We start from the raw sequence: 12,547 nt of genomic DNA on the forward strand, positions 1-12,547 counted from the left end.
GTGGGGTGAGGATGGCATGGAAATCAGTCCATGGAAATGATTTTACCGGTTTTTACGGATTCATCACAGGCAAATGCAATTTTCAGACTATTGAGCGCATCCTGAAGATGATCGGTGAGATCGATGTCTTCTGTGATCGCTTGTAGAAAATAAGCTTGCTCACGGACACAAAGCTCCTGATGACCTGGCTCATCTTTCATGTCTATCCATTGGTCAGATTTTGTGAAATTGTTTTTGTCATCTATCTCGGCATGGTGAACTCGGATGGATTCAGTTTTGGTGTGGCTGTCCACATCATCTGATTTTCCTGCCGCTCCGGCGTCTTTTGCGACGATGGAGACAGCTCCTTTTGGCCCAAAAACGTCTTTGACGAAAAAGGCCGTTTCCGAAATCATCGGTCCCCAGCCTGCTTCATACCAGCCAACCGAACCGTCTTCAAATCGAATCTGAAGCTGTCCGTAATTGTAGTTATCCCTTGCGATATCCTCGGTAAGTCTTGCTCCGATTGCCGAGACGGTTAAGGGCTTGGATCGGGTCATCTGACACATCACGTCAATGTAGTGCACGCCACAATCCACAATAGGGCTAAGGCTTTTCATCAGATTTCGGTGTACATCCCACATGTAGCCATGACTTTGTTGATTGAGATTCATTCGCATGACAAGTGGCTTGCCTAGTTTTTGGGCTTCTTCGATAAATCGGATCCAAGAAGGGTGATGTCTGAGAATATAGCCTACGACTACTTTTCTGTTTTTTTCTTTTGCTTTGGCTATGATTCGCTCGCAGCCAATAACCGTATCGGCAAGGGGTTTTTCGATAAAAATATGACAATTGGCCTCCAGCGCGTTGATTGCAAAATCCTCATGGGTATCGGGATAAGTAGAAATACAAACGGCCTCTGGATGGGTAGATTTTAGCGCAGTTTCAAAATCATCAAAAAGTGGATAGGACGCATTTAGTTTTTTATTGAGCTTCATCTTGCTTTCGCCACGAGCTACTAAACCGCAGATTTCAAATTCAGGCATATGATGATAGGCAGTAGCATGGGATTCACCCATATTTCCACAACCCACGATGAGGATCCGTATCGGGTTTTTCATAAAAGAGGTTTACTGATTTTTTAATTTTTCGATAGCCAACTGGTCTAAATATAAGATTTCGATTTTCAAATTCACAGCTTGAAGCGGTTCATCTTTTTCATCTCGATCTAAGCGGATAATTTTATCCACAATATCCATCCCTTGGATGACATGTCCAAATATGGTATAGTCTCCATCGAGCCGATGAAGCCCATTTTTATTTTGGACAATGTAAAATTGGCAGCGTGCTGATCGCTTTCCCGGATTGTCGTCCCGGCCGGCACCTAGAGCTCCATAGACATGCTTCAGCTCGGGGTGAAACTCGGGCTCCAGCAAATATTCCGGATCATTGAATCCTTCTGGAGTATCGGGACACCCACCCTGCGCGACAAAATCAGGGATGACTCGGTTAAATGTGAGGCTATCCCAGTACCCGGCTTCGGCCATTTGGATAAAGCTATCCCGATGCGCCGGAGTACGCTCATCAAGCGATAGATAGATCTCACCCATTGGAGTGGTGATTTTGCCAATGGGTGATTTATCTTGACAAATCCCTGATAACAAAGTGATTAGAAATAAGATAAAGGTCTGGATGATTTTTGTCATGGTATTTGCATCTTTTTACTGATTTATATTTTTATGCGAGCAAAGAAAGTATTTACTTCAAGCTAAATAATTTGAAACTTTAAGTAAGATAAATCATTGCAATCAGAATCAATCTTATTTTAAAAAACCACTATGCTTTCTGAAAATCCTTTACCTAAAAATGAACTTGAAAGGCTGCTGAAATTGTCAGAGCTGGATCTTGATTACAGGGATTTTAAGGAGTCCTTTAAAGATTTGACTAAGCTGGCCGCAAAAGTAGCTGGAACGGAGATTTCTTTGATCAATTTGATTGATTCGTATACGCAGTGGAGTGTGTCTTCATTTGGGATAGATTTGGAGCAAATGCCCCGGGAGGATTCCGTTTGCCAGTATACCATCGCAGTTCCCGATGATGTGCAGGGATTTGAAATCAAAAATTTGGCGTCAGATGAGCGGTTTAAGGATAAGTTTTATGTCAAATCAGATCCGAATTTGACCTATTACTTTGGCGTACCGCTCAAAATAAGTGATCATATCAACTTGGGAGCACTCTGTGTCTTGGATAAAGAATATCAGGAAATCACCCCTGAGAAAAAGGAAATGCTGGAATTAATTGCCGGTGAGGTGGTCAATCGGATTCGAATTCACTTTGCCATCAGTCAGCTCCAATCCAAAATTTCGGAAAGCAATCAAGTAAAAAATAAAGTGGCCCATGATATCCGAGGGCCGATAGGGGGCATTATCGGACTGGCCGAGATCATCCAGATGCAGGGCGATAGCAACAAATTGGGGGAGGTTTTGGATTTTATCAAATTGATCCAAAGGAGCGGAAAGTCGGTCCTTGAGCTGGCTGATGAGATTCTTTCTCAAGACTATGGAAAAGAGAAAAAGAAACTGCCCTCTGCGCAAGAGCTGACTTTAGAAACCTTAAAGGCTAAGCTCAGTGATATGTATGCTCCGCAGGCCATTTCAAAATCGATCAAGCTAGAAGTAACCTACAAAGATGAAAATGCGGATATCCCTTTTCCCAAAAATAAATTGATGCAAATCTTGGGTAATTTGATTTCCAATGCCTTGAAATTCACCCCGCTTGGAGGAAAGGTCAATGTCACTATGGAAATGGAAGTCTTGGATTTGGAAAAAATCCTACGCTTTGAGGTGGCAGATACCGGTACCGGCATAAGTAAGGAGAAAATAACTGAGATTTTGGAAGGTAGGGCGGAAAGCACCCAAGGAACTGGGAATGAGACAGGATTTGGATTTGGATTGAATTTGGTTACCCATTTGATCCAAAGCCTCAAAGGAAAACTTCATATCGAGTCAAAACCCGGGGAAGGGAGCAAGTTTAAGATCACCATCCCGATCAAAGAATAGGCTAATTGAGCTTGACCTTTTGCTTATTGATCACTGGAAAAGCGTACATGGATAGGAAATTTTGTAATTCCTCCGGGCTTTCGCTATTGAGTTTTTCTTGGATTCTTTTTTGGAAAGCCTGTTTTTCAGATTCGGTGTAGTGGGAGTGATGTGCTTCATTGCCTTCCAGCAAGTCATAAGCGATAAAATTGCTCGGCCACAGTTTGTAGCCTTTCCAAATGCTGTGATCGATGACTTCAGCGAGTTGAGATAATTTTTCGCTTTGATTGCTCTCATCTTGGGCGATTTGTCGGATTTCCTGATCGAGTATGCCATTGACCTCGATATGAATCCGTTTTTTGGTGCCCATGATTCCACGCAGGAGATTGAGAAAATCTTCATTTTCCCCTTTTACATATTTTTCCTGGCGAGATTTTGCCAGGAGTTCAGGCAGTTTTAGAATATCGGTGGGATCGTATTCGTAAGATATGGAAATGGGTACGAGTTTGATTTTTTCAAAAAAACCAAAGGGGTTGTTTCCTTCTTCTGCCAAGGTGAGCATTTTGAGCACTCCTCGATGGGTGATATCATTGCCGTCTTTGGTTCGTCCTTCGCGCTGAGCCGTCCAAACCGAGCGATTTTCCTGAACCAGAGATTTGCGAATGTAGGCCGAGACCAATTGAGAACTCTCTAAAAGTGCCCTTCCTGATAATCCTCTGCGAATCGCAAAATTCCGATTGAGCCGGGATAGGGTATGGAGAAAGGGTTTTTGGATCAGGTTGTCCCCGATGGCTGAAGTCGTCATAACCAAGCCATTTTCATAGAGACAAGCATTCAAAAGAGAAGTGTCCAAAATGATATCCCGGTGATTGGAGACAAAAAGGTAGGCGGTATTGGGTTCTAGTTTTTCAAAACCTCCGGTGCTTAATCCATCCGAACTTTTCTCCAAAACCCGCATCAATCCCGGATAAATGAAATTGATCTGAAAATCCCGAAGCGAATGGGTATGAATCAGCCTTTCTTTCCAATGTTTTTTGCTGTCATTGGGAAAGGAAAAACTCATCATGGCCTCCAGCATGGGATCGTCAATAATCTGACGAATCGCCTGATTTGCCTCGGCGTCATAGAATGGTCTGATGGAATCGAATTTTGACATAAATGGGGATGAACTGTTTGCAAAAAGCAAAAAATCGCTCAAAAAGTGAAAGATTTATGCTTTAAGCTATGTTGATCAGAGACTAATTAGTCCCGTTTCAAGTACTTATTAATAAATAAAAGATGGACAGGCAAAGCCTCTGTCCAATACTGCCAGGTATGCGCACCCGGCCGCTCAATGTATTCATGGGGCGTTTCATTTTCGAGGAGCAATTGATGGATTTGACGATTGGTATCGATCAGAAAGTCATCTACTCCACAGTCGATAATCAGTGCTATGTTATTGGCTTTCATTTGATCTACAAGACCTACAACAGTATAGGGATTAAAGTCTGGTGCTTCGTAATTCAGCCCTTCTCCCAGCATTTCTTTTTGTCCTTTTTGTCTCAGACTTCTGAAATCCTCCGGGACTTTCCACATTCGGGTATCGATATTCATTACTCCGCTCATACTGCCGGCGGCGATGAATAAATCCGGATGTTTGGCTGAAATCATCAATGCACCATGTCCTCCCATAGACAAGCCGGTAATGGCTCGGGATTCTTTCTGTGCCAAGGTTCGGTATTGACGGTCTATTTCAGGGATCAGCTCCTGAGTGAAGTAGCTTTCATACTGCACACTGTCCATCGTCGGGCTGTCATAATAATAGCTCGATGGTCCTACTCCGGGGCTGACGATGATGAGGTTGTATGCAGCGGCCATTCGATTGACCAGACCTGGTTCGGTGACTTTTTGATGCCAATCATTAAATGCTCCTGATCCACCATGCAAAAGATAGAGTACCGGATAGCTGTCATTGCCCGATTCGTAGCTGGGAGGAAGGGTAACGGCAACTTTCAGGTTCTTTTCCATTAAGTCACTGTAAACTTGAATCGTATCCACCCTGACTTGGGACCAAGCCATGATGGGGAAAAGGAAAATCAGAAAGAGGGATTTTTTCATAGGTCTGAGATTGGGTTTAGAAAGAGGAAAAATAGGGATTAATGGTAAATTTTTTCTCAGGGGTTTTACAATCGGGAATATAGGACTTCCGGCAAATTTGTATATTCCTGCTTTCAATTAAAGCAGGACTAACAATGCAGAAAACCGCCTATTTCTTGATTTCCATAGTTTTGGGAGCCGTTACCTTGCGGGAAGGAGCCTTTTTGCTAGTTCCGTTGGTTTGGGGAGTTTTTTTTGCCTTTGCGTTAAATCCGATTTCCAATTGGTTTGAGAGAAAGAAATTGCCGCGCAGTTTGGCGATCGTTTTAAGCATTTTGTTGGTCAGTTTAGTTGCATTTGGGGTGTTTTATGCGCTACTCGGTCAAATGGTCGGGTTGATCCGGGATATCCCTGAGATCGGTCAAAGCTTGGAAACGAAGCTCAATGTTTATTTGGAAGAAGTCTCGCTTTTACTCGGGAAGGAAATTTTAACTGACGCTAATTCTGAGGAATTGCTGAATTATTTCAAACCTGAGAATTTAAACAATACACTTTTTGCCACAGGAAAATCTCTGACTTTGGCAGGAATCATTCCCTTGTATATTTTCTTGTTAATGTATTACAAGGATTTTTTCGTCGAGTTTTTGATTCGGTTTTCGTCCAAAAATAAGGACCGGGTGCTGGATTGGGCGGTGGATTCGGGAAAGGTCATTCAGCTTTACCTCAGTGGGATGATCCGAGTAACTGGGATTGTAGCGGTATTAGCAGGTTTGTTTTTCTATTTGATCGATGTGAAGTATTTTTTACTCTTTGCGGCATTTATAGCGGTAATGAATTTGATCCCTTACGTGGGTGTTTTTATTTCGTCTTTCTTCGGAATTCTTTACGTTTTCTTGACTACGGATAGTATGATTTACCCTTTGTTGACTTTTGGGGTACTGTGGGGAATTCAGCTTTTGGAAAATAATATCATCACTCCCTTGATTGTAGGATCTCAGGTCAAAGTGAATGCATTGGCTGTTGTTCTGGCGATTTTGTTGGGAGGCTGGCTTTGGGGAATATCCGGAATGGTGCTTTTCATTCCATTGGTCGGTGTACTCAAAATCACGCTGGAGCGAACGGTCGGACTGGAGGCTTTTGGATATTTGTTGAGTGATGATTTGCCAAAAAGTCAATCGAGTGGCTGGAGTTTTTCGCGGATTTTTCGGCGAACCCCAAAAGAAAATAAGTGATTTGGATATCAGCTTTCATTTGGAAATCAATAGCCTTGAAGAAGAGATAAAACTCAAAAAAATAGTCTGGGTAGCAACAGTACCCACCGAAGATCCCCGATAGAAGCTGATGTTCAATAAATTCCAAAACAGATTACCGTCCGCAAGTCTTTTTTTTCATTAAGTACTTCTCAGTACTAGGGCTAGAAAACAAAAAATCCAACCACTTCCGTGATTGGATTTTTTAGTCGGGGTGGCAGGATTCGAACCTACGACCTCCTCGTCCCAAACGAGGCGCGATACCGGGCTACGCTACACCCCGAACTTTAGTTTCTTTGAACTTCGTATCAGATCACGATTTAATCAAGCACTGGTCTTGCTGAATCGGAATGCAAATGTAGGGATTAAATTGGTTTTTCATCATTTTGGGATTTTAAAAATTTATTTTTCTTCAGCTCAAGGTGACTAGTCCGATTGGCTGGTTTTTTGTCTTTGGATGCATTCAAAAACCCAGAAACTATGAAACTTCTTAGCCTCGCATTTTTTACTCTGTTTTTGTCTTTTAATGTGTCTTTGGCTCAGAAATCAGTCTTTAAAAATGAGCGCTTGGAAATCCTTCAACTCAGCGAGCATACTTTTCAGCACATAACGTATCTGGAGACAGATTCCTTTGGGAAAGTTCCCTGTAATGGGATAGTAGTGGTAAATGAGGGGAAAGCCATAGTGGTGGATTCTCCTGCTGAGGAAGGGGATGCGGAGATTTTACTGGATTGGGTGCAGGAGCAAATGGATCTTGAAGTTTCTGGAGTGATCGCCACTCATTTTCATGAAGATTGCGTAGGCGGTTTGGAAGCTTTTCATCGCCAAAAAATCCCCTCTTATGGATCTAGATTGACAATTTCGCTTGCAGATGAAAATGGATTTCCAACTCCAAAGCTGGGTTTTGATCGTTTGTTAAGTTTGAAATTGGGAAGCCTTGAAGTGAGAACTCAGTTTTTTGGGAAAGGGCACACCGAAGACAATACCGTGTGCTTTGTGGAGAAAGATCAAGTTCTTTTTGGTGGCTGTCTGATCAAGGAAATGGGTGCTGGAAAAGGAAATCTGGCGGATGCAGATACCCTCTCCTGGAGCAAAACGGCATTGCAAATCAAAGAGAATTTCCCTGAGCTTAAAGTGGTAGTTCCTGGGCATGGAAAGGCCGGGACAAAAGAACTTTTAGAATATACCGCCAAACTTTTCCATTGATTAAAAATACTCTCATCCAGGTATTTATGGAAAAGAATCTGCAAAAAACGTTGCCGAAGCAATCGGCTGCAGGATCAAATTGACAATTGTTTTTGAAGGAATGAAATCGAGCCTGCCTGAAGCAGACAAGCATGACTAAAAAGTCACACACTGCGATAACGATCAATTCTGCGACCTGTCTGCCAGGCAGGGATTCCATCCCGTATCCCGATAAATCGGGACGGGACAAGTTATGACCTCTAAAAAACAAATTATAAACAGATGAAAATGAGCGTCTCGGTTAGGGACGGTTTTTTTATTAAATTGGAATTGAGCGTGTAAAGAGATACCAAATTCTGTCCATCGATTTACCATCGGGCAGTCTGGTATAATTTAATATGGATATCCGCTTTCTTACCAGTAGCAAAACTGAACAGCTAAAATTCTGCGAAAATGATAGATTTATGCAGGCATCGGTCATCGGACACCTGTCCGCAGAGGCGGATCCGTCTTTTTAGTAAAGAAAATTGGGCTACTGGCATCATTGCGGACAATCATATAATTTAATTTTCTTCCTTAACCCAAACTCAATCCCCATGAAATTCAAACTCAACGATATCCAAAACCGATGGAATAAATCCAACCCCTTTGATTTTTCTGATTTAAAAGCGTTGCTGATTAATTGTACGCTAAAAAAATCCCCGGAGCAGTCCCATACCGAGGGTTTGATGTCCATGGCTGAGACGATTATGCAAGCCAACGGGGTGAAAACTGAATTGATCCGGGCTGTAGACCTTGATATAGCCCCCGGAGTTTACCCTGATATGCGAGAGCATGGATGGGAAAAAGACGAGTGGCCGGAAATTCAGAAAAAAGTGATGGATGCGAATATTCTGGTCATCGGAACTCCCATTTGGCTCGGCGAAAAGTCCTCCATCGCCACCAAGGTGATTGAGCGGCTTTATGGCTATTCGGGTAAACTGAATGCACATGGGCAATATGCTTATTATGGAAAAGCCGGAGGATGTTTGATCACTGGAAATGAGGATGGAATTAAGCATTGTGCGATGAATTTGCTATACAGCTTGCAGCATTTGGGCTATAGTATTCCTCCTCAGGCAGATGCCGGTTGGATCGGGGAGGCGGGTCCTGGGCCGAGTTATCTGGATGAAGGGAGTGGAGGAATCGAAAATGATTTTACTACTCGAAATACCACTTTTATGACCTGGAATCTAATGCACTTAGCCTTTATCCTAAAAAATGGCTTTCCAGCTCATGGAAATATCCGAAAGGAATGGGATGAAAGCGATCATGAACATCCTAATCCGGAGTATAGGTAGATCTAATGAAAAATTAGTTATAGAAGGAAAAAATAACAGCCAACTAGTTATCAAAGAATCAGTTTTGTAGTCATATTTTTTTCCTAGGTTAATTTCAAATCAATCTTTGGCAAATAGGCTTACTTAAAATTTGGAAAAAAAGAAAATTCGAATTATTGAGGAATATTGGCAGTTCTTAGGGTTATACAAAATATTGAATTACAGTTGATTAGTAATGTTTTGACAGGCAAAATTAATTATTGATTTTATTTACATGATTAACCAGGTCCTTGTAAAAATTTCTTCCGATCGGAATTTCATGTTGGGCTATTTTGATGACTGTGGAATTAAACGCTTCTATTTTTTTCAGATTGACGATATAGGATTTGTGTACTCTCAAAAATTGATTATCCGGTAGCTTCCCAAGTACTTCTTTTGCGGTATTTCTGAGGGTGAATTGTTTGCCTTCAGTGATAATGCGGGAATAAGTACCTTCGGTTTTAATTAACTCGATTTCATCAATTTCGATTTTTTTAAGCCATCCATTGTCCCTTATAAATATTTCATCGATTGATTTTGGGGCATGGATCAGTTGGGTGCCACTTTTTGCCTGATCTAAGGATGAGAAATTTTCAATTGCGAGTTGGATGGATGTAATTAATGACTCTTTGGTAAAAGGTTTGACTATAAATCCATCAGGTTTGATGTGTTTGACCTTTTCAATTATTTCTTTCCCTGATGAAGAGGTGATAAATACGATAGGGATAGTAAAGTGCCTTCTGATTTGAGTAGCAAGCTCAATTCCATTTTGTTTACCTTTGAGTTTAATGTCTATCAGTACTAGATTTGCCGGGTTTTTTTTAAGGTTTTCCTCAACAAGATGGGCTGAATCCAGAATATCTGTAACAATGAACCCGTTTATGGTTAGCAATTCGCTAATATTTTCGGATAAATTAGGGTTATCTTCAACTAAAAGTATTTTAGGCGATACCATTTCTTGAACCATGGTAAAAAAGGTATATTTTTTATTAAATTTTCAACAAAATTAGATTTCTAGTCCTATTTTCCAAGAAATGAAGAATCAATTAATTACCTATACTGATAATGAGGATTTAATTTTTTCACTTTCTAGTGGGGAATTACTTAAAATTTCGTCAAGGCTTAAAACCCTTTTCGGAGCAAAATTTTGGGAGAAAATTTTAGACTTAAATTCTTATGAAGGTATCGCATGTCTTTCACCTGATTTAGATAGTCGGCTCGTTGCTTACCCAAAATATATGGATTTAAAAGTAAGTTATGAATTGACGGATACGGATAAGCGGCTTAAGGTGGTAGAGTACGGTTGGTATAATCCCAAAGCTGACACAATTCATCTTTTAATATTCCCGGTGGCTGTGGAGAGTAACTTCAATCTCACGCATGATTTAATTGTTGATTTATTAGATAAGCTAGTAGATCCCGCTGTTTTATTTAACAGGGAGATGAGCAACGTGATTGTCACAAATTACAACTTGATTTCCTGTTTGAACAATCGATTATCTGAGCTGGGGAAAGGATTTCAAGTGAGTGATTTTTTTTTAGAAAAACTAGATTATCAGTCTTTGCTATTCTGGGTTTATTCCAATGAGATTAGTATTCAATTAAGGAGTAAGCTTGATTTAAAGAAAAAAGGAGGGTGCTGGTTTGATGTTTCTTTTTCGAAAATAAAAATAGAGGAAGACTATTGTATTTTGGCTATTCTAAAGGATGTGGATGAACAAGTCAGCCTTTCCCAGATTCAGGAAAAACGAAACTTGATTTTTTCAAGGCTAAGTGAGGTTCAAATTTCTTTTTTATCAAAAAGCAAATATTTTAATCCTTACCAACATTTTTTAGATGCGATTTTAGATGTTTCTAAAGCCAAATATGGGTTTGTAGGTGAGGTGAGTCAGTCCGAAGGCAGTGCCAGACTGATGAAAATTCATGCGGTAACCGACTTTTCTTTTGAGGGAAAAGATGCTGTTGATTTGTTGGAAAAATTAAAAAATGATCAGTTTATTTTTAGGCATTTTGATAATTTGTTTGGAGCAAGTATTCGGCTGGGGAAAGTGATTTGTGAAAATAATCCAAAGCGAAGTCCTTATTCCAAAAATGTTCATGTGCCTGGCCATCCGATTATCGAAAATTTCCTAGGTATTCCCATTTTAAAGAGAAAGGAGGTAGTCGGGCTTATCGGGTTGGGAAATAAAGAAGGTGGTTTTTCTCAAAGTGATGTGGATGATTTAAGTCCATTTGCCACTACATATTCGGTGATTTTGGATGCCATAAAAACAGAGGTTAGAAGCGAGGAGTTTCGTCGGGAGTCGTCGGAAAAATCACTTATTCTATCAACATTGGGTGAGCATTCTCCCGATACTATTGCAGTGCTTGATAGCGCTAATCGATTCCAATTACTTACTCCTGCCTATAAAAAGCTTTTAGGGCCTGGGCTTGGAGATGAATTAATTCAGTCAAAAATTCGGCATTTAATTTTAAAAACACATACTCCTAAGTATCACCAATTCAAAGGGAATTATAGGTCAAGATTGAAAGTCAAACTCTATGATCAAGAAGAGATGTGGCTGGAAACTTCAATCAATGTGGTAGAAAGAGAACAAGGTGAAATAACTATAGCCTTTATCAGAGATGTAACTCGGCAAATGCAGCAAGAGATCAGTTTGAAAAGTTCATTAGAAAAAGAAATAGAGTTCAAAAATTTTTTAAGCGATTTTTTAAGTTTGGTTTCACATGATTTTAAAACACCTCTTGCTACTCTCAATTCCAGTCTGGATATAGGGATGCACTATTTAAATCAAATCGGAAATACTGTGATAAAAGAAAAATTGGAGCGTCATTTTAATAAGATGAGCTCAGAAATTAATATTCTGCAGAATTTAGTTTCGCATTCGTTAGATTATAACCGTTTTGCAACAAAGGATTCGATTTTAAGTAAATCAAAAATTTCATTTGTGGATTTTTTTAATAATTTGATTAACGGAAAAGATTTTACTGATTCGGTTTCATTTAAAAATTTCTGTTTAGAAGATTTTACGGTTTACTGGGATGCATTTCTGATGGAGCGAGCTGTTTTAAACCTCATAGCGAATGGGATAAAGTATAATCCTGAAAATGGAAAAGTGGAAATTGAAATATTCGGGACTCCAGAAACCCACGGTTTTTCTGTGTCAGATGCTGGAATTGGGATTCCTAATGAAGAGATCACTTATATTTTTACTCCATTTTTTAGAGCTAGCAATAGCTCGGAATTTCAAGGCTCAGGATTGGGATTGGGAATTGTAAAAAACGTGATAGAAGGACATGAAGGTGAGATATTTGTGGAATCAAAAATTGGGGAAGGTACTAGAGTGTCAGTCCACTTTAATAAAAGATGACGGTTTGGTTTTGAAATCGGTATTTATTATATCAGTTTTCACAGATCCCAGTGGTATTCCAATTAAGTCGCAATTGGAAGTTTTCTATCTGTATTAAGATTAGTGATACGCATTTCCCTCATTGATTGAAATTTAAGTAGGGCTTCTTGTAGTATTTATAATCAGCTGATATTCAGCTATATTAATAACAAAAACATAATATAAAAACCCCGAAATCGGCTGTTTCCAGCTTTTTTCGGGGTTTCCTTTTTTGTATTTTAAGGTTGCAAACTAAAATACGGTGAAAGATA

At 40.0% G+C, this 12,547-nt stretch carries 10 protein-coding genes and 1 tRNA gene; 5 read left to right on the plus strand and 6 right to left on the minus strand.

Going from position 1 to position 12,547, the window contains the following annotated elements; genetic code table 11:
• Positions 1–23: 23 nt before the first annotated feature.
• The gene (locus BM043_RS09230; protein ID WP_092790942.1) at positions 24–1,100 is read right to left on the minus strand and encodes a Gfo/Idh/MocA family protein; all 1,077 of its coding nucleotides are present in this window, start codon (positions 1,098–1,100) and stop codon (positions 24–26) included.
• Between the two features lie 9 nt (positions 1,101–1,109).
• Complete coding sequence (locus BM043_RS09235; protein ID WP_092790944.1) at positions 1,110–1,685, minus strand: peptidylprolyl isomerase; 576 nt, start codon at positions 1,683–1,685, stop codon at positions 1,110–1,112.
• 132 nt (positions 1,686–1,817) lie between these two features.
• Between BM043_RS09235 and BM043_RS09240 the strand changes: the two genes are divergently transcribed.
• Positions 1,818–3,038 (plus strand): GAF domain-containing sensor histidine kinase, encoded by a 1,221-nt coding sequence (locus tag BM043_RS09240; protein WP_092790946.1) that lies wholly within the window; start codon positions 1,818–1,820, stop codon positions 3,036–3,038.
• Position 3,039: 1 nt separating this feature from the next.
• Here the strand turns inward: BM043_RS09240 and BM043_RS09245 are convergent, their stop codons facing one another.
• A complete protein-coding gene (locus tag BM043_RS09245) occupies positions 3,040–4,173 on the minus strand; it encodes a 1-acyl-sn-glycerol-3-phosphate acyltransferase (RefSeq protein ID WP_092790948.1) in 1,134 nt (377 codons plus the stop codon).
• 86 nt (positions 4,174–4,259) lie between these two features.
• A complete protein-coding gene (locus BM043_RS09250; RefSeq protein ID WP_092790950.1) occupies positions 4,260–5,114 on the minus strand; it encodes an alpha/beta hydrolase in 855 nt (284 codons plus the stop codon).
• 134 nt (positions 5,115–5,248) lie between these two features.
• Here BM043_RS09250 and BM043_RS09255 point away from each other — a divergent pair, with 134 nt between their 5' ends.
• Positions 5,249–6,325 carry an AI-2E family transporter gene (locus BM043_RS09255; RefSeq protein ID WP_092790952.1) on the plus strand — a complete coding sequence of 359 codons (1,077 nt, stop codon included), beginning with the start codon at positions 5,249–5,251 and terminating at the stop codon, positions 6,323–6,325.
• A gap of 227 nt (positions 6,326–6,552) precedes the next feature.
• Here the strand turns inward: BM043_RS09255 and BM043_RS09260 are convergent.
• A tRNA-Pro gene (locus BM043_RS09260) sits at positions 6,553–6,626 on the minus strand.
• A gap of 197 nt (positions 6,627–6,823) precedes the next feature.
• Here BM043_RS09260 and bla point away from each other — a divergent pair.
• Together bla and BM043_RS09270 are read left to right on the plus strand one after the other, a co-directional pair.
• A complete protein-coding gene (gene bla / locus BM043_RS09265) occupies positions 6,824–7,549 on the plus strand; it encodes a subclass B1 metallo-beta-lactamase (protein ID WP_143189505.1) in 726 nt (241 codons plus the stop codon).
• Positions 7,550–8,124: 575 nt separating this feature from the next.
• Positions 8,125–8,868 carry a flavodoxin family protein gene (locus tag BM043_RS09270; RefSeq protein WP_092790957.1) on the plus strand — a complete coding sequence of 248 codons (744 nt, stop codon included), beginning with the start codon at positions 8,125–8,127 and terminating at the stop codon, positions 8,866–8,868.
• Between the two features lie 232 nt (positions 8,869–9,100).
• On the opposite strand, the gene BM043_RS09275 is transcribed toward BM043_RS09270, so the two are convergent.
• Complete coding sequence (locus BM043_RS09275) at positions 9,101–9,853, minus strand: LytR/AlgR family response regulator transcription factor (RefSeq protein WP_092790959.1); 753 nt, start codon at positions 9,851–9,853, stop codon at positions 9,101–9,103.
• A gap of 67 nt (positions 9,854–9,920) precedes the next feature.
• On the opposite strand from BM043_RS09275, the gene BM043_RS09280 reads away from it, so the two are divergent.
• Positions 9,921–12,257 (plus strand): sensor histidine kinase, encoded by a 2,337-nt coding sequence (locus BM043_RS09280; protein WP_092790960.1) that lies wholly within the window; start codon positions 9,921–9,923, stop codon positions 12,255–12,257.
• The last annotated feature ends 290 nt before the right edge of the window (positions 12,258–12,547 follow it).

This window comes from Algoriphagus hitonicola (genome assembly GCF_900113375.1).
GTDB classification, from domain to species: Bacteria; Bacteroidota; Bacteroidia; order Cytophagales; family Cyclobacteriaceae; genus Algoriphagus; species Algoriphagus hitonicola.